The 21,365-nt window shown below is 70.4% G+C and carries 15 protein-coding genes; 3 read left to right on the forward strand and 12 right to left on the reverse strand.

What is annotated here, in order from left to right; all coding sequences use genetic code 11:
• The 9 genes from OG985_RS04135 to OG985_RS04175 all read right to left on the reverse strand — a co-directional run bounded on the left by OG985_RS04135 (window position 1) and on the right by OG985_RS04175 (window position 9,623).
• Window positions 1-333 carry a hypothetical protein gene (locus OG985_RS04135; protein ID WP_371666835.1) on the reverse strand — a complete coding sequence of 111 codons (333 nt, stop codon included), beginning with the start codon at window positions 331-333 and terminating at the stop codon, window positions 1-3.
• The gene (locus OG985_RS04140) at window positions 321-2,213 is read right to left on the reverse strand and encodes an anthranilate synthase family protein (RefSeq protein WP_371666836.1); all 1,893 of its coding nucleotides are present in this window, start codon (window positions 2,211-2,213) and stop codon (window positions 321-323) included. The genes OG985_RS04135 and OG985_RS04140 overlap by 13 nt, the downstream gene beginning before the upstream one ends.
• 29 nt (window positions 2,214-2,242) lie before the next feature.
• Window positions 2,243-2,884, reverse strand: a complete 642-nt coding sequence (locus OG985_RS04145; protein WP_371666837.1) for an isochorismatase family protein — start codon at window positions 2,882-2,884, stop codon at window positions 2,243-2,245.
• 59 nt (window positions 2,885-2,943) lie between these two features.
• Window positions 2,944-3,714 (reverse strand): 2,3-dihydro-2,3-dihydroxybenzoate dehydrogenase, encoded by a 771-nt coding sequence (locus tag OG985_RS04150; RefSeq protein WP_371666838.1) that lies wholly within the window; start codon window positions 3,712-3,714, stop codon window positions 2,944-2,946.
• Between the two features lie 29 nt (window positions 3,715-3,743).
• Window positions 3,744-4,913 (reverse strand): 3-deoxy-7-phosphoheptulonate synthase, encoded by a 1,170-nt coding sequence (locus OG985_RS04155; protein ID WP_371666839.1) that lies wholly within the window; start codon window positions 4,911-4,913, stop codon window positions 3,744-3,746.
• A gap of 210 nt (window positions 4,914-5,123) precedes the next feature.
• Entirely contained in the window at window positions 5,124-5,885 is a 762-nt protein-coding gene (locus OG985_RS04160; RefSeq protein ID WP_371666840.1) for an SDR family NAD(P)-dependent oxidoreductase, read from the reverse strand.
• A gap of 73 nt (window positions 5,886-5,958) precedes the next feature.
• A complete protein-coding gene (locus OG985_RS04165; protein WP_371666841.1) occupies window positions 5,959-7,413 on the reverse strand; it encodes an MFS transporter in 1,455 nt (484 codons plus the stop codon).
• Window positions 7,414-7,421: 8 nt separating this feature from the next.
• Window positions 7,422-9,083 (reverse strand): FAD-binding oxidoreductase, encoded by a 1,662-nt coding sequence (locus OG985_RS04170; protein ID WP_371666842.1) that lies wholly within the window; start codon window positions 9,081-9,083, stop codon window positions 7,422-7,424.
• Window positions 9,084-9,134: 51 nt separating this feature from the next.
• Window positions 9,135-9,623, reverse strand: a complete 489-nt coding sequence (locus OG985_RS04175; RefSeq protein ID WP_371666843.1) for a cupin domain-containing protein — start codon at window positions 9,621-9,623, stop codon at window positions 9,135-9,137.
• A gap of 292 nt (window positions 9,624-9,915) precedes the next feature.
• Between OG985_RS04175 and OG985_RS04180 the strand changes: the two genes are divergently transcribed.
• Window positions 9,916-11,037 (forward strand): transaldolase family protein, encoded by a 1,122-nt coding sequence (locus tag OG985_RS04180; RefSeq protein ID WP_371666844.1) that lies wholly within the window; start codon window positions 9,916-9,918, stop codon window positions 11,035-11,037.
• Here the strand turns inward: OG985_RS04180 and OG985_RS04185 are convergent.
• Entirely contained in the window at window positions 11,025-11,777 is a 753-nt protein-coding gene (locus OG985_RS04185) for a methyltransferase (RefSeq protein ID WP_371666845.1), read from the reverse strand. The two genes, OG985_RS04180 and OG985_RS04185, sit on opposite strands and share 13 nt — an antisense overlap.
• A gap of 271 nt (window positions 11,778-12,048) precedes the next feature.
• Between OG985_RS04185 and OG985_RS04190 the strand changes: the two genes are divergently transcribed.
• Complete coding sequence (locus OG985_RS04190; protein ID WP_371666846.1) at window positions 12,049-14,034, forward strand: helix-turn-helix domain-containing protein; 1,986 nt, start codon at window positions 12,049-12,051, stop codon at window positions 14,032-14,034.
• Between the two features lie 3 nt (window positions 14,035-14,037).
• Here the strand turns inward: OG985_RS04190 and OG985_RS04195 are convergent, their stop codons facing one another.
• On the reverse strand, window positions 14,038-15,231 hold the full coding sequence (locus tag OG985_RS04195; protein ID WP_371666847.1) for an IS701 family transposase: 1,194 nt from the start codon (window positions 15,229-15,231) through the stop codon (window positions 14,038-14,040).
• A gap of 366 nt (window positions 15,232-15,597) precedes the next feature.
• Between OG985_RS04195 and OG985_RS04200 the strand changes: the two genes are divergently transcribed.
• Window positions 15,598-16,497: a CHAT domain-containing protein gene (locus OG985_RS04200; protein WP_371666848.1), complete on the forward strand. Its 900-nt coding sequence runs from the start codon at window positions 15,598-15,600 to the stop codon at window positions 16,495-16,497.
• 1,252 nt (window positions 16,498-17,749) lie between these two features.
• Here the strand turns inward: OG985_RS04200 and OG985_RS04205 are convergent.
• Window positions 17,750-21,319, reverse strand: a complete 3,570-nt coding sequence (locus tag OG985_RS04205) for a GH32 C-terminal domain-containing protein (RefSeq protein WP_371666849.1) — start codon at window positions 21,317-21,319, stop codon at window positions 17,750-17,752.
• Between the last annotated feature and the right edge of the window lie 46 nt (window positions 21,320-21,365).

The raw sequence follows: 21,365 nt of genomic DNA on the forward strand, positions 1-21,365 counted from the left end.
TCAGCCGGTGAAGGCGAGGCCCAGACGGGCCAGTGCGACAGTGTCGTAGGCGCCCTCCGTGGTGGCCTCGACGTCGAAGACGTGCCGCTCGGTGGGCGGACGGCCGATGAGCTCGGCGGCCCTGGCCGGAATGGGCGCGGCGGCGGCCTCGGCCGACTCCCACAGGAAGACGGCGCCCCAGCGGTTGGTGCGCTCGTCCGAGATCCACACCTTCAGGCGCAGCCCCGGCACCCGGGAGAACCGGTCCACGGCCTCGTCGCGCAGGAAGTCCCGGAGCGAGGCGATGGTCTGCCCGGATCCGTCGAGGTCCCACCAGGCGATCACGACACGCATGTGCGCAGCACCCTTTCCAGCGCGTCACCAACGATGCGTACGCCGTTTTGCGTGAGCACGGACTCGGCGTGGAACTGCATCGAGGCGAAGCCCGGCCCGCGCAGCGCGTGGACCTCTCCGGTGTCGCCTTCCCGGCTCGCTTCGACGACCCCCACGCCGGGGACGTCGAACTCGTCGTGCGCGCTGCGGGCGGCGAACGTGTTGTAGAAGCCGACCCGTTCCCGCGCCGCGAACAAGTCGATCTCCCGCTGGACTCCCTGGTTGGGCACGGGTCTGCGCACCAGTTCCAGGCCGAGGAGGGTGCTGAGTACCTGATGGCTCAGGCATACGGCGACGAAGGGCCGGCGCTGGTGCAGGAGCGCGTGGATCGCGGACCGCAGGTGGGTGATCTTGGGGTGGCGGGTGTCGCGTGGATCCCCGGGGCCCGGTCCCATGACGACGAGTTCGTAGTCGTCGAAGGAATACGGCTCGTCGTAGCGGCGAACCGTCGGCTTCAGCCCCATGGTCCGCAGTTGCTGGCCGATCATGGAGGTGAAAGCGTCCTCCGCGTCCACCACGAGGACCCGACGGCCGGCCAGTGAGGACCTCTCGACTGCCGGGGTGCCGCTCCCCGCGTGCTCGCCGGTCCAGAACCCGGCGATCGAGTCGTTGCGCCGCTCAAGGGCCCGGCGCACGCGCGGGTGTTCGGCGAGGCGTGTGGGGCCTTCGGCGCCCAGGGCGGCGAGGAGGCCGGCCGCCTTGGCCCGAGTCTCGTCGACCTCCGAGGCCGGATCGGAGTGCCGCACCAGGGTGGCGCCGACGCCGATACTCAGCCGACCCGCGCCGTCGATGTCGGCGGTGCGGATGAGAATCGAGGAGTCGAGCGTGCGCCGTCCCCGCTCGTCCTGCCCGATCAGGGCGGCCACGCCGCTGTAGTAGCCGCGGCCGCGGGGCTCGTAGCGGTTGATCACCCGGCAGGCGCTCTCCAGCGGACTGCCCGTCACCGTCGGTGCGAACATGGTCTCCCGCAGAATCGTGCGGGGGTCGTGGTCGCTCGCGCCCTCGATGAAGTACTCGGTGTGCGCGAGCCGCGCCATCTCCTTCAGATACGGCCCCACGACCCGGGGAGCGGGGTCGCAGACCCGCGCCATCATCTTGAGTTCCTCGTCGACGACCATGTACAGCTCGTCGGCCTCCTTGCGGTCGGCGAGGAAGTCCATCACCCCTGCCAGGGTGGGGCCCGAGGGCGGATAGCGGTAGGTGCCGCTGATCGGGTTCATCACGGCCCGACCGCCCCGGAGGCTCACATGCCGCTCGGGTGAGGCGCCGACGAAGGTGCGGTCGCCGGTGTGCACGACGAACGTCCAGTACGCCCCGCGCTCCCGCTCCAGCAGCCGCCGGAAGAACGCCAGGGCACTGTGCAGCGTGTAGCCGGTGATGTCGGCGACGAACGACCGCTTGATGACGAAGTTCGCTCCCTCGCCCGTGCCGATCTCGTCCGCGATCACCTTGCCGACGATGCCGGCGTACTCGTCGTCGTCCAGGTCGAAGGCTCCGCCGCAGATCACGACCGGCTCACCCGGCAGCCGCCGCAGGGCGTCGCCCAGCGCGACGGAGGTCTGCTCCTCCACGGTGATCGCGATCAGCGGTTCGCCGTCGTCGGCGCAGGCGTAGCCGCGCTCGGCGACCTGGCGGTAGGGAAGCAGCGCCAGGACCTCGTGGCGCGCCCCGGCGTCGGGATCGGGCGTCTCGCTCAGTGGGATCCGGGCCACGGCGTCCACCGTCGACGCCGTACCCGTCAGGACCTCCAGGGTGTCCGGGCCGCTCACCTCGGGGCGGTGCAGCAGCGCGAAGGCGGGCGGCCGCGGCCCGAGGATCCGGTCGAGCAGGTCGGGTGCCATACGGGGTTCTCCTCCTTCGTCGACCGGGTTCATCGGCCGAGCTCCTCGATCACGGACGTCGTCGTGGTGACCAGGGCGCAGCGCTCGGCGGCGTAGTCGAGGGCCAGCCGGTGGTACGCCTCGGTGAAGTCGGCGACCGCGTCGGCCACCAGAAACGTCTCGATGTCGTTGGTGAAGGCCTCCACCGCGGTGGACAGCACCCCGATGTGCGCGTACACCCCGCAGAGGATCAGCTGGTCGCGGCCGTGGGCGCGCATCCGGTCCAGCAGGTCGGACCGGAAGAACGCGCTGTAGCGCCACTTGGTGAGCAGCCAGTCGTCCGGGCCGGGGGCGAGTGGTTCCACGACCTGCCGGTCGGCGGGGTCGACGCGCATGCCCGGTCCCCAGAAGTCCTTGAGCAGTCCGCGCTGTTCGTCGGTCATACCGCCCGGCTGCGCGGTGTACGCGACGGGCAGGCCACAGGCGACCGCCTGGTCGCGGACCCGGGTCGCGTTTCGCACGAGGTCGGCACCGGGCGCCTGGTCCGCGGGGAACTGCCGAAGAAAGTACCGCTGCATGTCGTGGACGAGCAGGACCGCGCGGTCCGGATCGGCCTTCCATGCCGCTGTGTTGGCGGGCAGGTCACCGGGCGAGGGCATCGGGTAGGGCTGGATGGGGGGTATCCCTGGCACGGAATTCATAGAAGGTGTCCCTGGCATGTCTTCCTCGTATCGCTGGGTCGCTTGGGTCGTCAGACGCCGAGGGTCGCGCCGCCGTCGACGGTGAGGTCGTGCAAGGTGATGTGCGCGGCCTGGTCCGAGAGGAGGAACGCCACCGCCTCTGCCACGTCCGAGGGGCGGGCCAGCTTGCCGAGCGGTATGCCGACCCGGTAGGCGTCGGGCGATCCTTCGAGGGTCGCGCGACGCCCGTGGTCGTCCTGCCACATGGACGTGAGCATCGGGGTCTCGGTGGAGCCAGGAGCGACCACGTTGCACCGGATGCCGTACTGGGCGACCTCCAGGCCGAGGCACTTGGTGAACATGGTCGCCGCGGCCTTGGACGCCGCGTACGCGGACATGTCCACGCGTGCCGTTCCCGCCGCGTTGGAGGCGATGGTGACGACGGCCCCGGAGCGCCGTGTGACCATGCGGCCGACCGCCGCCCGCGACATGTAGAACACGCCGGTGGTGTTGACCGCGAACGTCGCCGCCCAGTCCGCGTCGGTGAGCTCTCGGGCCTTCGCCAGACGCAGTACACCCGCCCCGTTGACCAGGTGGTCGAGCGGTCCCAGGGTGTCCTCTACGTCCGCGACCAGACGCTCGGCGCCGGCGCTCGTGGTGACGTCGGCGGGGAACGCCCGTACCCGCAGTCCGGCGGCGGCCAGTTTCCCGGTCACCTCGATCAGCCGCTCGGCGTCCTTGTCCATGGCGGCCACCGAGGCCCCGCGTTCGGCGAGGGTGCGGACGACGGCCTCGCCGATTCCACCGGCGGCTCCTGTGACCAGGGCGATCTTTTCTCGCATATCGAAAAAGTCTCCTTTCCGGCGAATTTTCAGCGCCGCCATGCCGAGGCGACCTCGACGGCCTGCCGGGGATTGAGCCGCGGGTCGCAGAAGCTCGTGTACTTGTCTCCGACCGAATTCAAAAACGTGGGGTCGGCAACGCATTCCGTGACCTGGTCAGGCGTGGTTTCCAGGTGCAGGCCGCCAGCAATCCCACCGGCCGCCGTCACGGATTCCTGGAATTCCTCGACCTCGCGTATGACGGTTTTCACAAAACGCGTCTTGAGACCGTCGGGGCCGGACTCGGTGTTGCCGTGCATCGGGTCGGACAGCCAGATCGCCGGGTGCCCGGCGCCGCGTACGGCGGCGACCAGGGCGGCGAGCTTCCCGGGTGCCGTGCCGGCTCCCATCCGCGCGATGAGCGTCAGCCGCCCGGGGACCCGGTCGGGGTCAAGGCGCTTGCACAGGCGCACCAGTTCGTCCGGCATCATGCCCGGTCCCACCTTGCAGGCCACCGGGTTGCGTACGGCCGCCAGGAGCGCCACGTGGGCGCCGTCCACCTGCCGGGTGCGCTCGCCGATCCACGGCCAGTGCGTGGAGGTGAGCAGCAGGCCGCCGTCCTCCCCCCTGCGCAGCATGGGCAGTTCGTAGTCGAGGAGGAGGGCCTCGTGGCTGGTCCACACGGGGGCCTGCGCCGCACGCCGGGCGCCACCGGAACGGCCGAGGTGCTCCATGACCTCGCGTGCGGCCCGGTAACCGGTCAGCAGGCGCCGGGGGTCGGGCCGTCGCAGCACCGGGTCGGGGTTCGGATCGTTGACCATGTGCCCGCGGTAGACGGACAGTTCGACGCCCTGGACCGTTTCGGTAGGCCGGGAGCGCGGCTTGGCGTACTGGCCGGCGAGCCGGCCCACGCGCACCACGGGCCGGCCCGTGGCGACGCGCATGACCCCCGCCAGGAGGTCGAGCACCGCCGCCTTGCGGGCGACGTCCACGTGACCGCTCTCCGCCCAGTCCTCGGCACAGTCACCGGCCTGGATGACCTGGGCGTGGCCCTCAGCGACCGTCCTGAGGTGGTCGTGCAGCCGGGTCACGTCCGTGGCCTCGACGAGCGGCGGCAGAGCGCTCAGTTCTCGCCTCGCCCGCTCCGTCTCGGGGCGGCCCCGCCAATCGGGCTGCTGGAGAGCGGGGAGCGATTCGATGTAAGCGAGCTCGCTGTCCAACTCGGTTCCTCTCGGAGATGAAGAAGGATTTCTTCGGCTGAACTCGTGAGTTGCTTTCACCGATTCTGCGGAATTACGGTACCCCTGGGAAGGGGAGAATCATTACTTCGTCAAGTTCCGGCGGGACGGAATTGGCGAATTTCTGGAAAACACGGAGTCCCGGCCGCGTGGACACGCGGCCGGGACTCCATTGATAAGGCGGGGGGTGGATCAGGTGGTGACGCCGCCGTCGACGACGAGGTCGTGGCCGACGACGAAACTCGACTCCTCGGACGCCAGCCACAGCACCGCGGCCACGATCTCGTCCGTCGTCGCGACGCGGGCGATCGGAACCGTCGTGGCCAGCCGAGCCGCGCGATCGGCGTCGGTCTCCCCGGGACGCAACGACATGCCGGTGTCCGTGGCGCCCGGGCTGACCGCGTTGATGCGCACGTTGTCCTTGATGTGGTCCAGGGCGGCGACCCGGGTGAGGGTGCTCACCGCGGCCTTGGACGCGGCATAGGCGGCCATGCCGGGACGGCGCCCGTGGTAGCCGATGTTGGACGCGGTGTTGACGATGACGCCGCCACCGTTCGCCCGCATGTGCGCGATCTCCTGCTGCATGCCGATCAGGACACCGTTCAGGTTGACGTCCAGCACGGACCTCCACACGGACAGGTCCAGGTCGCCGACCGGGGCGGGCTTGCCGAAGATGCCCGCGTTGTTGTGGGCGACATGCAGGCCGCCGTGGCGCTCCACCGTGGTGCGTACCAGGCGCTCCATGTCCTCGGGCCGGGTGACGTCGGCGACGACCGCACTGGCTGCGCCGCCGTCCTCGTCGACGAGACGCACGGTCTCCTCGATGGACTCCGGCCGGGCTCCGGCGGCCACCACGGTGGCGCCCTCGCGGGCGAAGGCCCTGGCGCTGGCCCGGCCGATGCCAGATCCGGCCCCGGTGACGATGACGACCTTGTCCTTGAAACGGGCAGTCATGGGGGGTGCTCCTCGGTACGTGTCGTGATGGATGGGATGTGGGGTTCCTGAGCGGCGGAGGGACCGGGGTCCGTCAGCCGCCGTCCCGGGGCGGGCGAGGGCGCAGCAGGACGAGCGCGCAGACCGCGGCGACGGCGAAGGCCGCCGCCGCGAGGGTGAAGGCGAAGCCGTAGCCGGAGGTCAGGGCGGACGCTGTACTCGTCCCCGTGCGCACCAGATCCGTGGTGCGTCCGGTGGCCAGGGTCACCAGGACGGCGAGACCGATGGCCGGCCCCGCCTCCAGCGCGGTGTTGACCACGGCGCCGGCGAGACCGGCCTGGTCCCGCGGGACGTCGGTGGTCGCGCTGACGGTGGATCCGGCGAAGACCAGCGCCACCCCTGCGGGAAAGAGCACAAGCCCGGCCAGGACGGCGCCCACATACGGCGTGTCCCTACCGATCAGGCCCAGCGCCGCAAGGCCCAGTCCGGCGAGCACCAGTCCCGCCACCAGCACCGAGCGCGGCCCGAAGCGCTGCACCAGCCTGCCCACGCACAGGCCGCTGACGACCAGGGTCAGGCCGAAGGGCAGGAAGGCCGCCGAGGTCTCCAGCGCGGAATAGCCCCGGACCTCCTGAAAGTACAGCGCGAGCATGAAGAAGATCGTGGTGATCCCGGCGGACCCCAGGAAGACCGCCAGCAGCGCCATCGCCCTGCGCGGCGAGGCCGGGAAGGACAGCGGCAGCAGCGGCTGCGGCACCCGTGCCTCGGTGACGACGAACGCCAGCAGCAGCACACCGCCGCCGGCCAGGGTGCCGAGCGCCACCGGGGAGGTCCAGCCGCGCTCCGGCGCCTCCACCAGGCCGTAGCTGAGCAGCGCGATGGAGGTGGTGACCAGGGCGGCCCCGAGGACGTCCAGTCGGCCGGCCCGGGGCGGCGCGCCCTCGGGGATCAGACGCGGGGCGGCGACGAGGGTCACCGCCGTCACCGCGACGGGCACGACGAACGCCCAGCGCCAGGAGTTCGACGAGGCGACCACCCCGGAGAGCAGCATCCCGGCGGTCCCGCCGGAGGCCGCGAGCCCGCCCCAGACGGCCATGGCACGGGCGTGCCGGGCCGGCTCGGGGTGGACGACGCTCACCAGCGCCATCGCGGCGGGTACGGCCAGTGCGGCACCGGCACCCTGAGCGAAGCGCGCCACCAGCAGAGTCCACAGCCCCGGTGACACCCCCGCCAGCACCGAGCTCACGCCGAACGCGCCGGTGCCGAGGAGGAACACCCGCCGGCTGCCGTACAGGTCGGACAGCCGGCCGCCCAGCAGCAGCAGTCCGCTGAAGGACATCCCGTAGGAGGCCGAGAGCAGGGCGAGTTCGGCCCGGTCGAGTCCGAACTCGCGCTGGATGTCGGGAAGTACGACGTTGAGCACGCTCATGGCGAGGATGAGCACGAACTGGACCGACGCCAGCAGGGCGAAGGCCGCGCCTCTTGTCTTGTCGGGTACGGCGGTGAGGGCGGGCGATGGCTCCGCCGCGGCGACGTCATGCTCCTGCACAGCTCGCCTCACGTGTGGTCGGGAAGGGTGATGGACTGTGAGTGCCGGAAGGTGTTCCGGGGGTCGTACGCGGCCTTGATCTGCTGCAGGCGCGGATAGTTGGCCTTGTAGTAGAGCGTGTACCAGGGGACGCCGGTGGTGTTGACCTTGGTGTCGGTGATGTCGGCGTCCGGGTAGTTGATGTAGCAGCCGTCCGTGGCCGTGCCCGGCACGGGATAGCCGCCGGTGGCCGAGAAGACCTCACCGTACACGTCACGCACCCAGCCGATGTTCGCCGCGTCGTCGTCGGCACTCGACCAGAAGCTCTGGAAGAGACCCTTGAAGAGCGAGTCCCGTTGCGCCGCCGCGGTGTCACCCGAGCCCACGGTGTTGATCTTCCCGCCGTATGACAGGAGGACGACCATGGAGGCGGGGTTCTCCTGATCGGTGCGCGTCAGGTGCCGGTACATCGCCTTGGCCTGTGCCGTGGTGACGTTCTTACGCAGGTAGGCGGACTTGTGGTGGCCGCGCAGCGTCGGATTGGTCAGGGTCGGGTTGCTGGCGCCCAGCAGCTTCACCGAGTGCAGCCACGGAAGCCGCTGCGGTGTGAACAGGTCGGGCAGTGCGCCCAGTTCGCCGACCGGCTCGGACATCGGGCGTACGGCCGTGTCAGAGAGCGAGGAGGTGACCTCGGTGAGGAAGTCGTCGAGCACCTTCTGCGCGTCAGGGACGGTGGCGTCGATCTGGGTGAGCAGGCCGATGCCTCCGTTCGCCCGGTGATTCATCATCAGGAAACTGCACAGTGAGGCCGCGGAGGAGTCGGCGGAGCCGTTCTTCTCGTGCCAGGCGCCGAACTTCTGCACGAGCGAGACGAAGGCGTCCTTGTCCAGCTCGCTCCAGGGCAGCGCGACCGCGCTGACGAGAACGTCCTTCGGGGGCCTGGGCAGCAGTGCGGAGGGGTCGGTGCCGGTGGCGCCGGGGCTGCGGAACCAGTACCGGGTGATGACACCGAAGTTGCCGCCGCCACCGCCGGTGTGCGCCCACCACAGGTCGTGGTGAGGGTCGTCGGCCTCACGCGTGGCCACCACGCTGCGCGCAGTGCCGTTCGCGTCGACCACGACGACCTCGACCGCGTACAGGTGGTCGACGGTCAGGCCGTGCCGTCGGGACAGCATCCCGTAGCCGCCACCGCTGATGTGACCACCCGCCCCCACCGAGTAGCACATGCCACCGGGGATGGTGACGCCCCAGCCCTTGAAGAGACCGTCGTACAGCTGGAGGAGTGTCGCTCCCGCGCCCACTTCGAAGGCCTTGAGCTCCTCGTCGTAGCCGACGGTGTCGAGCAGGGAGGTGTCGATGACGACCCGGACCTCGGGGTGGTAGACGAAGTCCGTGTAGCAGTGGCCGCCGCTGCGCACCGAGATCCGCTTGCCCGCGTCCACGGCTTCCTGAACGGCCCGCACCACCTGCTCGGTGGTCCGCACCAGCCGGACGGAATCGGGCCGGGCGACCCAGCGGGAGTTGTTGCCGACGACGAGATCGGCATAGCGGGGATCGCCCGGAAGGACGGTGACGGCGTCGGGTCCGGGGGCGGTGGGGGCGGCGGTGGCGGTCGCCGCGGCGGGGCCGGCCTCCAGGGACGTGGCGGCTATCGCGGCGGCCGTGCCGGCCAGGACGCTTCGTCTTCTCATGGAACTCGCGTTCTCTTTCCTTAGTGATGCAAGTCTTTTGTGTACGAGGGGTCAGTCGCCCCAGATCATTCCAAGCCCGAGGTTCTCCGCGAATTCCACGGTGCGATCGACCGACCACGCATCCCCGACCGGTGCTGAATTACCGGGCTGCACAGGATATCCGGCCTCGGAGAATAACCTCTCGAATCCACCGGGTGTGGTGATGACATAAAAACGGGCGGCTTCGCTCTCCACCAGGTAGGAATGCGGTATGCCGCGCGGCAGGAACAGCACGCCGGCACCGCTCACGGTTTCGGTGCGGTCCGCGACCGTGAGGCGGACCTCCCCGCCCTCGATGATGAAGATCTCGTCCTCAAGGGTGTGGGTGTGGCGCGGCGCGCGCTCCCCCCGCACCGCGCTGAAGTGCGTGATTCCCAAGGCACCACCGGTCTCCTCGGCGGAGAGTTTCGTGGTGACCACCGACCCCTTCCCCCAGAGCCGGGAAATCCCCTCACCGTCCCGGCGAACCACCGGTGACTGTCCGTCGAGCCCTGCGGTCAAGGTCCCTCCAGAGAACGCTGCGTTTACCCGCTCACCATTTCCCCGGGATCCTCACACGCCGCCGTCGCCGTCTGCAACGTACACAGAATTAGTTTGTCAAGTGTCCGCCCATGACCTTGCGGAACACATGACGAACCAATACGCAACCCGCGCCGCATACTTTGTCAGGTGTCCGCGATGCGATCACGCAGTAACACGTCCGTTATGCCCGCACGTATGAAATCCTCACGCCAGGCCCTAGGATTACCGCTGCCCTTTACGTCTCGTTCGACTGCTGGAGGGGAGGCAGTCATTGATCACATGGCCGCGCTCGAAGCACAGTGCCGTCCTGGACCAGCTCACTGCGGAGGGAGTCGGCCTCTGGCTGGACGACTACCACCGTGGCCGGCTGGCCGACGGCAGCCTGGAGAGACTGGTGGCCGACGGACTGGTCGGCGGTGTCGTCTCCCGGCCCGCGGCCGTCGCGCGCGCCATGGCGGACACCACCGCCTACGGGAACCAGCTGAACCGACTCTCGGGCGCAGCCACCTCGGCCGAGGAGCGCGTCTACGCGATCCTCGCCGAGGACGCCCGTGCGGCCTGTACCGCGCTTGAACCGGTGTTCCGGGCGACCAAGGGCATGCACGGCTGGGTCTCCGTGGGCATCGCGCCCCGGCCGGCGGCGGACGCCGCGGCCATGGCCGACCACTCCAGGCTTCTCGCGGAACAGGTCGATCGTCCCAACATACTGATTCGGATTCCCGTCGCGGGCGGCGGACTCGCGGCCGCCGGTGACGTGCTCGCCCACGGGGTCGGCGTGCACCTCACCTCCGTGTACTCCGTGCGCCGGTACGACCAGGCCGTGGACACCTACTTCCGCAGCCTGGAACACGCCACGTCCAACGGTCACGCCGCGTCCGCCGTCACCTCGCTCGTCTCCCTGGACATCGGCCGTCTCGACGCCGGAGTCGACGCCCTTCTCGGCGGCTCGGCGGACCCCAGCGCCGCCGCATTGCGCGGACAGACCGCGGTGGCCACCGCACGACTCGTCTACCGCCGTTACGAGGAGAGCCTCGGCGGTCCGCACTGGCGCTCCCTGGTGGCCGACGGCGCGCGCCCCCAACGCCTGCTCTGGACCTCGGAGAACGCCCCGGAATCCCCTCGGACCGCGCTGGACAGGGTCGAACGGCTCATCGCCTGGATGACCTCGCATGCCCTGCCCCAGACGGCCCTCGAGTCCCTGGACAGCCGCGAGGGGTTCCACGGCGACACGCTCTCCGGCTCCGCCGAACACGACGCGGCCCGCCGGGTGATGGAGGCGCTCGGCCGGTCCGGTGTCGTCTTCGACTCGGTCACCCGCGACCTGGAAACCGCGGCCATCGAGAGGGAACGCACCGCGTGGAACGAGCTCCTGACGGCGGTTCAGGCAGGCTGAGCCACCGTCCGGGCGGGCCGGGTGCGCGGTTCGCCGACGGAGTCGATCTCCAGCAGGAAGTGCTCGACCACGTCTCCTCGGTCGACGAGGGTGAGCTTCCTGAGGACCCGCAGCCGCCGCCCCGTCTCCGCGGTGATCCGGTGCAGCCCGTCCATGTCCCCTCTGCTGCTGAAGTGCAGCAGAGCCTGGCCGTCCGCCGTCAGCCAGCGCGGTGCCTCCTCCACATACCTGCGGTGCGTTTCGTATCCGGGATCCACATAGGCGCGTTCGAGGGGAGTGGCGAAGCGGTAGTTCTCCGGTGCGCGGACGTAGGGCGAACTCCAGACGATGGTGTCGTATCGCTGCCCGGCGGGCAGCGCTTCGAAGAGGTCGCTGTGCACGGCCCGCACTCGGTCGTCGACCCCGTGCCGCCGCGCGTTGAGCGCGGCGTTCGTCACCGCGTCGGCGTTGATGTCGGAGGCGACGACCCGCTCGCAGCCCGCGAGGGCCGCAGTCACAGCGACGACCCCGGTCCCGCAGCCGATCTCCAGGAACACGCCACGTCGAGGGTGCCTCGCGGGATCCGAGAGGCCGAGCAGGTCCAGGACGATCTCGGTGGTGCCCGCGTGCAGAGGGGCGAAGACCGTGTCGAGCAGATCCCACTCCCTTCCACCCAGCGAGAAGGCCCCGGGCCGATGTTCCGCCCGCATGGAGTCGCGGCTGCGTTCGAGCGACCGTAGATAGCTCTTGATCTCGGACATCCCCCGACATTCCCTCTCTGCATGTCAACGCCACCTTCGGCGTTTCCCCGTGACCAACCGTGTCCTCATGGTCACGGCCCCGGCCCGATCTTGCCGTGCCGTCCTGTGCGGGCGACAGGTGATCCGGCCACACAACCAACCGGGGAGAGGGGTGGCCCGGCCACCACCGAGGGGATGTTCACATGGCTGTATAGAACAGGCGGTTGCAGCCACAGATCCTCAACCTTAGGCTCTCTAAAGATCGATGTGCCTGATCACAGGGGGGATGACGATGACGGGGGGACTGATGTCGACCGCCTCGCCGGATGTGATGTCCGTGCTGGAACTGCTCGCCGGGGGGGCACCCGCTGCGCGGTTCGAGGAACTGCTGCGCGACGCCCGGTGCGAGGACGCCTCGGCCGACACCCTCGCACAGCTCGACCAGGCCGTGCGCCTGGCCTCACGCGTCCAGGCCCTGGTCGGCCACGCACAGCAGCGGGAGGCCGGACTCGCCGCGCTGGTCGACACCGCCCACGACCTCACCCTGGTGCACGGCATGGACGCGCTCCTGTACGAGATCACACGACGGGCACGCCGACTGCTGCACCTCGACATGGCCTACGTCGGACTGCGCGACGCGGGCGAGGAGAGCCGACCCTCCTCCATCCGCGCGGCAGAGGGCGAGACCACCTCGCGCAGCGTAGGCCTGAAGACCTCCGACGACTCCGGACTCGGCGGCCTCGTCCAGCGGAGCGGAGCACCAGCCTGGAGCCCGGACTACCTGGCCGACAGGGACATTCCACACTCCCCCGACATCGATGCCGTCGTCCGGGCCGAAGGCCTGCACGCCATCCTGGCGGTCCCGCTCGGCTACGGCGCCACGGTCTTCGGCACCCTCTACGGCGCCGACCGGAAGGTACGGCACTTCACACCGGACGAGATCAGCCTCATGCGCTCGCTCGGCCAGCTCGCCGGTGTCGCCATCGAACGCGCGCGGCTGCTGGAGGAGACCCGCGCCGAGGTGACCGAGCTGGAACTGGACACCTCCCGCGCCCGGAGCAGTCTCGACGTGCAGCGCCGCGTCGAGGCCGCCTACATCCGGCTGATCGACCTGGTGCTCAGCGGCTGCGACCCTCAGACCCTCGCCGAAGCCGCGGTCAGGGAACTGTCGGGGTCACTGGTCGTCAGGGACTGCGTCGGCCGCGTGGTGGTCACGACCGGTACGCCGCCCGAACTCGCCGAGGACGACGTGCTCAGGTGGACCTACGACGCCCACGCGGCCGGCCGCCCGGTGCCCATGTCCGCGGGCTGCTGGGTCGCGCCGGTCACCGCCGGCGGCGAGAACCTCGGCGCCATCGTGCTGGTTCCCGACGAACCGCTCACGGACGGCTTCGGAGTCCGGCTGCTCCAGCTCACCGCGCGGGCGGTCGCCCTCATCCTGTTACTGCAGCGCACCTCGGCAGTGGCCCACGACCAGATCCGTGACGAGTTGCTGGACGAACTCCTCAGCGACATCCGGCCGCAGCCGCGCCAGCTGGTCCCGAGGGCCCGCCGGCTCGGCATCGCCATCGACGAACCGCATGTGATGGTGGTGGCCCGGCCTGAGGGAGGTCCGGAAGGCCGGGCCGGCGCGTGGGCGTCGTCGTACGCCCATCGCGTGTCCGGGCTCATGAGGCTCCGTGACGGCTGTGTGACGCTGCTGGTCCCCGGCGAGGACCCGCTCGCTGCGGCCACCGCGGTGTCCGAGGAGCTCGCGCCGCTCGTCGGCCATCCCGTCACGGTCGGGGCGGCAGGGCCGGTCTCGGGCCCGGCCCTGGTGGCACAGGCCCACCGCGAGGCGCTCAGTTGCCTGGAGGCGCTCACCGAGCTGGGCAACCTGGGTGGTCTCGCCACCCCACAGCAGATGGGCTTCCTCGGCGTCCTGCTCTCCGAGACCCACGGTATCGGCGAGTACGTCGAGTCCGCGATCGGCCCCGTACTGGACTACGACGCCCAGCGTTTCACCGAGCTGACCCGGACGCTCTCCGCCTATTTCGCCGCCTCTTCGAGCCCGACGCGCGCGGCGGCGAGCCTGCACGTCCACCCCAATACCGTGTCCAGGCGGCTGGAGCGCATCACCGAGCTCCTCGGAGCCGACTGGCAGGATCCCGATCGTGCCCTGGAGATCCAGCTCGCCCTCCGGCTGCACCACACCCGGCGCACTCTGCAGCACCGGCAGGCGAGCTCCGGGGTGGCAGGGGACGCAGGTGACCAAGCTCCACGGGGCGCAGGCGCGTAAAGGTCAGGCGGAGCGGCGAAGCGTGCTGAAACACGGCTCCTCTAACTCGCCCGACCCGACCGCCAGTACCGACACGGCGTGGGCGACGGAGGCCAGGGTCATGTGGCGGTGCCAGCCTCGGAACGAGCGCCCCTCGAAGTCCCGGACGCCCACCCGCTCGCCGATCTGCTTCTCGTCGTGGGCGACGCGCTGCGCAAGCCACGTCAACCGCACGAGATCACCGACCGGTGCCATCGCCGGGGCCGCGAGCCACAGGGCCGTGGGTGTCCTTCCCCAGTCGTGCCACTCACCGATCAGCAACAGCTCCGCCCCGGAGCCTGGCCCGGAAAGCCGTACCCGGACCGCTGCCCCGAGCGCTGTGCGCCGCACCACTCCCCCGGGGGTGTCCAGCGGACGGCGCAGACTCTGCACGGATTCCATGATCCGGCGGGCCGAGATGGCTCCCGCCCGGTATCCGGGTATCGCGCGGTCCGCCACGATCAGCCGGGTGCTCCCCTTCACCCGGGTGAGCAGGGGGACCTGAGCCTCGGCGAAAGACCGGACGACCCCGCCGAGACCCGCCATGTGGGTGTCCAGCACAACGGGACGCTTCGGCGTCTCCCATCGGTCCAGCAGAGTCAGTGCCGTGGCGGTGGCGCACTCGTCCGGTGTCTCCGCGCGAGCGCTGTCCGGAATCTCCGCCTTACGACGCCTGCCCGCGTTGTCGAGCCAGGGCTCGGGAAGGTGCAGCCGCCACTGGACAGGGACGCTGGTCCTCCCGGTCGCGGCCCAGGCTCCGAAGGCCAGCTGGCCGTTGAGCACCTGCCCGTACTCCGGGACGAACTGCCGCTCCACCCCTACCGAATGCTCACCCGCCTTGGGAATGAACAGCGGTCGTACGACCCAGGCCGATGGTGTCAGCGTGCGCGTGACATGGTCAGCGAGAGCCTCGCGTATGGGCGACCAGTCCCAGGTGGAACCGCTGATGAAGTGGTGCAGGCTCTGCTCGGCAGCAGCTCCGCCGACGAGCGTGGCGATGTTCCGGATCGACTTGCGTCCCTTCACCGCCAGCAGCCCACGCAGGTAGTGCCGCGCTCGTAGTCGCTGATCGCTGCGGCGTAACGACGCGAAGAGCGCGGCGCTGAACTCGTCACCCGAATCGGTGACGTCGTGGGCGCCTTCCCGTATTCGGTAGCTGGAAAGGACTTTTGCGTTCACGCTCTCCCCCATTCGCCAACTTCACTGCTGCGCCTCAACTTTGACCGCTCACATCCGGCAACGGGAGGTGCACCGGGCACACACCTGCGCACGACCACGGTTGCCGGGCCACCCTCGAGGGGCTTCCGCCGGGCCCGGCCGCGAGGGCAACTCGGCACCTGATGTGTGGTGCGGTCACCTTGAGCGCGACACGCGCCTCGCACACGATCGCGGTCAACGGATGTCAACCCGCGTCCCGCCAACTTGCCTGCCGTATCGGAACCCACGTCGGCGTCAGTCCGGCACGAAGAGGCAGGGTTGAATGAGCATCAACAGCCGCCAAGGGAAAGGGGCGCAACGTCCGCCCGAGACAGACCGGCCGTCCTCGTGGTGGTTCCGGACGGACCACTCGCCCTGGTGCCCTTCGCCGGTCTGCGCCTCACCGGGAGCCAGCCGCTTGCCGAGTGCGCGACCACGGTCTTCTTCCCCGGCCTCAGCCTGCTGGCGCCGCCGGGCGCACAGCCTCGGCCGCAGGGGGCAGCGGCACGCCGTGCCGGACCGCCATCCGCACCGGGCCGCGTGATCGCCCATGCCGCCGCGCCGATGTTCACCGAGCGACTCACGACGCTCGTCGAGCAGGCACCGCTGCCGGTGACGGTGAGCGAGCCGATGAACCGGGCGGAGCTGCGCGAGGCCCTCCTCACCGCCACCGCGCACGACGTGGCGGTGCTCTTTCACCACGGCGACACCGCACCCGACTCGGCCAGCCGAGGCGTCCGCCTCGCCGACGGCGGATACCTTTCGGCCACCACCGCCCGCCGGTGGAACTGGCCGGACACCGTCGTCCTGGGTTCCTGCTGGGCCGCACATCTACTCCCGACCGAGGCCGACGAACCGTTCGGCCTGCCGACCGCCTGTCTCCTGGGAGGCGCCCGCAGCGTGATCGGCGGCCAGGCCCCGATCCTCGCCAACAAGACCGTGGCCACCGTCATCGCCCGGGTCGTGGTGAACAGCGCCCAGGGAGAGCGGGCGGCCGAGCGGCTGGGCACGGCACTGAGTACCCTGAGCCGCACCGCGGGCGTCAACCCCGGACCTGCCGCCGGGTGGGCGGGCCTGACCTGCTGGACCACCGACCCGCCGCCCGCCGCCCACCGGGTCGCGGACGCCTGGACGCCGCGGACATCCCACAGCACCGACGAGCAGCCGGACGTCCAGGGCCTCCCGATGTCCTGCGCCAGGTCAGCCGCCCCGGGGCCACGACGTCACAACGCCTGGGCTGCGATCTGAGCGAAACGTGCCGGCGCGCTCTGCGCCACGCCCAAACCCTCTCACCGCCCGGGTCCCCGATGACCACGCTGGCGCTACTGGCCGCGGTCACCGCCACGGACAGCGCCGCGACGTCCCCGTGGACGGCGTTCTGGCACGGCGCCGACTCCGTACCGCCCGACGGCGCCGCCTTGCTGTCCGGCCAAGAGACCGGCCGTACGGTCCTGGCCGTCGGCTTCGACGAGCGGATCGTCGTGAGCGACGCACTTATGACGGCCCTCCAACGCGGTCAGCGACTGGCTGAATATCTCAGTCACAAGGTCGTCGATCCCGGCCATGTCGTCCACGGCATGGTCTGGGATCCCGATTGCACGGCGGCCGTGTGGCTGGGCGCCGTGACCCCGCGGGGACGGGCCGCCGTCGTACGGCTGCTCGCGGACCGAGTCATCGGGGAACACCTGCCCACCACGAACCGGCTCGGTGCCGCCCCCTCACCCGCCCCCGTCCTGAAGAGCCCCGTCAATACGGACCGGCCGGCCCCCTCGGCCGAACTCCGCGACTGGGCCGCACACCTCGCAGCAGCCCAGGGGACGCATGACGACGCCGGCACAGCCGAGCTGCTGGCCCACATGGCCGACCGTCACGATCCGGCACTGGATGTCTGGGCCGCGGCCAGCGTCGTCGTCCGTAAGGCGCGGCACAGGGACGAGGCCCGCGGGGGCAAGGTGCGCGTGGAGGTCGGGGACACCGGGCTGACCGTCACCGCCGCTGTGGCCGACGGCCTGCGGAGGGCCACCGATCTCGCCCACCACCTTCAGCACCGGGAGGTGACAACGGCGCACGTGCTCACCATGCTCATCGTCACCCGAGAGGGGGCCGGCGCTGCAAGCTCCGCCCGTCCCAGCGCGCGATGCCTGCGCAGGTGGGGCGGGTGGGACTCGAACCCACGGCCGACGGATTATGAGTCCCTTGGGGATCTTGGCGGCCCTTGCCGCTCATTGCCGATTCACGCCGTTCTTCCAGGTCAGACGTGCCGATCACTGTCAGCCCTGTGCAGTGCTTGTCGGTCTGTTCCTGTCCTTGTGGCCCCTCAATGGCCCCTGAGCGTCTTCGAGTTGGACACGCATCACAGAAGCAGCCGCGTCCGCCCAGGTCAGCCGAGGAGAGAGAACCTTCGTACAGCGGATCCTCTTTCCCACGTGCGGAGGCTCCGCCCCAGTGCGGGGAGGGCGGAGTCTCCGCGGTCACGGTTGTTTGTCGGCTTGACCGGCGGTCACAGCTCCTGCGCGTAGGTGTCCTGGTACGCCGCCCTCCCGCCGAACACATTCAGGGCGATGTGGCCATCGGCGTATGTCGTGTCCGTCACGTCGATGATCCGGGTGCCGTTGAGGAACACCTGGATGCGGTCGCCCTCGGTGAGGATGCGGACGGGGTAGGTCGTGCCGCGGCGGACCAGAGCCGGGACGCGGGCGAGGGCTTTGGCGTCGTCGAAGTAGCCGTTGGCCTTGGCGACCAGGCGGATCACGCGTAGGTCGGGGTCGATGTTGAGGCAGTAGGCGTCGGCGCCGTCGGAGGAGGCGCGCCAGAGGAGGGAGAGGGCGCCGCCCGTGTCCGGGGCGGGGCCGCCGAGCCGGACCAGAGTGGTGAGGTCCAGGTCCGTCGCCGTGCGGGCCGAGATCGCGTTGGAGTCCTTGTCGAAGCTTCCGGCGCGGCCCGCGCTGTCCGTCGACCAGCGGCCGGCGGGGGTGATCGTCAACTTGCCGAGGTTCGAGCGGAATTCACCGCCGGCCGGGGCGGCCACCAGCGGCTTCACCCGATCCACCAGGCGGAAGGTGCTGTCCAGCCTGTGCACCTTGAGCGACTCGATGTGTGCGGTGCCGCCTTTGGCGTAGAAGGCCATGCCGTCGGCGTCCGGGCCGGGGAAGATCAGGCTGGTCACGGCGGCCTGTCCGTCCGCGCCGAACGCCTCGACCGAGGACGAGTCGACGTACACGCGCAGGGTCACGCGGCCGTCGGTCGTCTTCATCGGCGCGGTCGTGCGGCCCGCGAAGTACTGCGTGAAGTCGCTCAGGCCCGATGCCGAGCGGTCCACGAACAACTCCTGCGCCTCGGCGTCGTATCCGACTGTCGTGTGCTGGTCGTCGTCGGTCCGGAGCCGGAAGCCGATCTCCGTGGCGGTGCCGAGGGTGATCTCGGCCTCGATCTCGTAGGCGGTGCCCCGGGCTCCCGCGAGCGGGTTCGCGGAGTCGGGGCCGACGGCGAGGTTCTTGCGGGTCGTGGTGGACGTGCGCAGCGTGACCAGCTCCGGGACCGGGCGCTGCGCCAGGCGTACGCCGTCGGCGGTGTCCGTGAGGGTCAGTTCGCGGGGGGTGCTCAGCTGGCCGTTCCAGCCGCCGGTCGGGGCGCTGAAGGGGTAGTCCCAGTTGCTTATCCAGCCGAGCCAGACGCGGCGGTCGCCGGTCAGGCCGTAGAAGGACATGGCGGCGTAGTAGTCACGGCCGGAGTCGGCGCGCAGGACCGTGCCGGCCTTCTGGTCGGGAGTGAAGCCGGCGCCGTTCCACTCGCCCGTGAAGTACTGGGCGGCCGAGCCGTTCGTGGCGCGTACGGCACCGGTGCTCAGGGTGAGAACCCACTTCACCTTGTCCTCGTCGCCGTCGATGGGGAGCGGAAAGAAGTCGGGACACTCCCAGACCCCGGGTGTGGCCCAGTCGCCGTAGCCGAAGGAGCTGACCTGGGTCCAGGTGAGGAGGTCGGTGGAGGTGAAGAAGCGGATGTGGTCGCCGCCGGATACGACCATCAGCCACTGGTCGTGGGCCTCGTCGCGGATGACCTTCGGGTCGCGGAAGGTCCAGCCGGCGTCCGGGCCGCCCGGGTTCTGCACGGCCGGACTCGAGCCGCCGTGCAGCTGCCATGATCGGCCCTTGTCCTTGCTGTACGCGATGCGCACGCTCGCGTTCCCGCCCGGCTTGTTCGGGTGGTAGCTCGTGTAATAGGCGATCAGGCCCGAGCCGCCGTCGAAGAGACCGGAGGTGTCGTCGGCGTCCACGACCGCGCAGCCGGTCCAGCAGTGACCGTAGGCGTTCCAGGGCAGGGCTATCGGCAGGGGCTGCCAGTGGACGAGGTCGGTGCTGACCGCGTGCGCCCAGCGGCCCTCGTCCTGGTGGAAGAGGTGGTACTCGCCGTCGTGGTGCAGCAGGCCGCAGGGGTCGCTGGTGGAGCCGGTGAGCTGGGAGTAGTGGTACGTGGGGCGGTACGGCTCGGTGAAGTGGTCGGCGGTGCTTCGGACTTCGACGTTCTGGAAGTACGACGTCCCGTGCGCGGCCGCGGTGCCGAAGGCGGCGCCCTTGGTGCGGGACACGCGGGTTTTCAGCGCCCGTACGCCGTCCACGTACACCTCGATGGTTCTGCCCGTCGCGCGGGCCTCGACGCGGTACGTGCCTCCGGCCGTGATGCGCCGGACCGGGCCGGAGGCGGAGGCGAGGCGGGTGCCGGAGGAGCGGTCCAGCAGGACGACGGCGTTGCGGCCGGCTTCCAGGCGGGCTTCGTAGCCGCCGGAGCCGTTCGCGGACGCGCGCAGGACGAGGCCGGCCGAGGAGGAGGGGCCGCCGGGTGTGATGTCGGCTCTCGCCACCAGGTCGCCGTCGGTGAAGGGGGCCGTGCGCAGGCCGTTCTCGCCGCGGATGCCGCGCAGGTCGGGGGTCCAGGTGCCGGAGCGGGCCGTCCAGCCCTGGAGGCCGGTGGCGAGATCGGCCCCGGCGATGTTCTCGAAGGACACCGCTCCAGCCGATGCCGTGACGGCGAGTCGGCCTTTGGCGTGGGTGGAGTCCTGGGCGGTGATGACGGGGCTGTAGCCGTCGGGAGAGAGGAAGTTGGTCTGCCAGTGCACGCGCAGTTCGTCGCGTTCGGCTTCGACGCGCAGGCGGTAGACCGTGTCGGCCTTGATGGTGGTCGCGTAGGTGCCGAGGGTGACGTTGCCGTCGATGCGGTAGAGCCTCAGCCTGCCCTGGTCCGCGTCGACTTGGACGCCGTAGCCGTGCGTGGCCGTGGCGTCGGTGCGCACCAGCAGTGAGGCGATGGCGGAAGCGTCGTGCAGGAGCAGGTCGGCCTGGAGCGCGGTGTCGTACGTCTTGGTCGTGGTGAGGGCGCGGGCGGTGGCTCCCAGGGTCGGTGCCGCGCGCCAGCCCAGCGGACTCGCCGTCCAGGTGCCGCCGCTCGTGGTCCAGCCGGTGAGGTTGGTGGTGACTGAGGAGAGGGACGGCGGGCCGAAGGTGACCGTGCCGCCCTGGGCGAGCAGGCCCACCGAGCCGGTGTCGTGGCGGTGGTCCTCGGTGTGGAGGAGCCGTTTGCCGTCGACATGCACCGTCAGCTCGGGCCCGTCGACTGCCACTTCGAGGTCATAGGGTCTTGCGGTCCGCGCACCTGGAAGTGGAGCGGTGGCGAGTGTGTCGCCGTCGGCCAGGTCGTAGAGCCGTATGCGGGCGCGGCCGGGGTCGAGGGCGACCGCGTATCCGGTCGAGCCGTCCAGGGCTGCCCGGAACACCAACGCGCCTACGGCGGAAGAGGATTGGGGCGTGACGCGGGCCGCGTACGTGCCCTTGGCCGCGAGTTGCTGCTCGGACAGGGCGAGGGCGGGCCCGCGACGGTCGGCGGTCGCCTTCTGGCCGCCGTCGGAGGTGCGGGTCCAGGTGCCGGTGACGGGGACGGGGTCGGGAATCGGGGTGGCGGCGGGGGTCGCTCCGGCGGCGCTCGGGGCGGCCTGTGCTGCGGGGAGGATGCCTCCGAGAGGCAGCAGGGTGGCGGCGGTTCCTCCGGCGAGCAGGAAGGTACGGCGGGACACGCTCATGGCGGCTCCTGAGGGAGAACAGGCGAGGGTGGGCCACGGCCCCGCG

The sequence above is a fragment of the Streptomyces sp. NBC_00289 genome (assembly GCF_041435115.1).
GTDB lineage: Bacteria > Actinomycetota > Actinomycetes > Streptomycetales > Streptomycetaceae > Streptomyces.

Excerpts from the sequence above, each read along its gene's own strand:
- OG985_RS04135 (WP_371666835.1), bottom strand. The coding sequence starts at position 333 with ATGCGTGTCGTGATCGCCTGGTGGGACCTCGACGGATCCGGGCAGACC.
- OG985_RS04140 (WP_371666836.1), bottom strand. The coding sequence starts at position 2,213 with ATGGCACCCGACCTGCTCGACCGGATCCTCGGGCCGCGGCCGCCCGCC.
- OG985_RS04150 (WP_371666838.1), bottom strand. The coding sequence starts at position 3,714 with ATGCGAGAAAAGATCGCCCTGGTCACAGGAGCCGCCGGTGGAATCGGC.
- OG985_RS04160 (WP_371666840.1), bottom strand. The coding sequence starts at position 5,885 with ATGACTGCCCGTTTCAAGGACAAGGTCGTCATCGTCACCGGGGCCGGA.
- OG985_RS04170 (WP_371666842.1), bottom strand. The coding sequence starts at position 9,083 with ATGAGAAGACGAAGCGTCCTGGCCGGCACGGCCGCCGCGATAGCCGCC.
- OG985_RS04185 (WP_371666845.1), bottom strand. The coding sequence starts at position 11,777 with ATGTCCGAGATCAAGAGCTATCTACGGTCGCTCGAACGCAGCCGCGAC.
- OG985_RS04190 (WP_371666846.1), top strand. The coding sequence starts at position 12,049 with ATGACGGGGGGACTGATGTCGACCGCCTCGCCGGATGTGATGTCCGTG.
- OG985_RS04205 (WP_371666849.1), bottom strand. The coding sequence starts at position 21,319 with ATGAGCGTGTCCCGCCGTACCTTCCTGCTCGCCGGAGGAACCGCCGCC.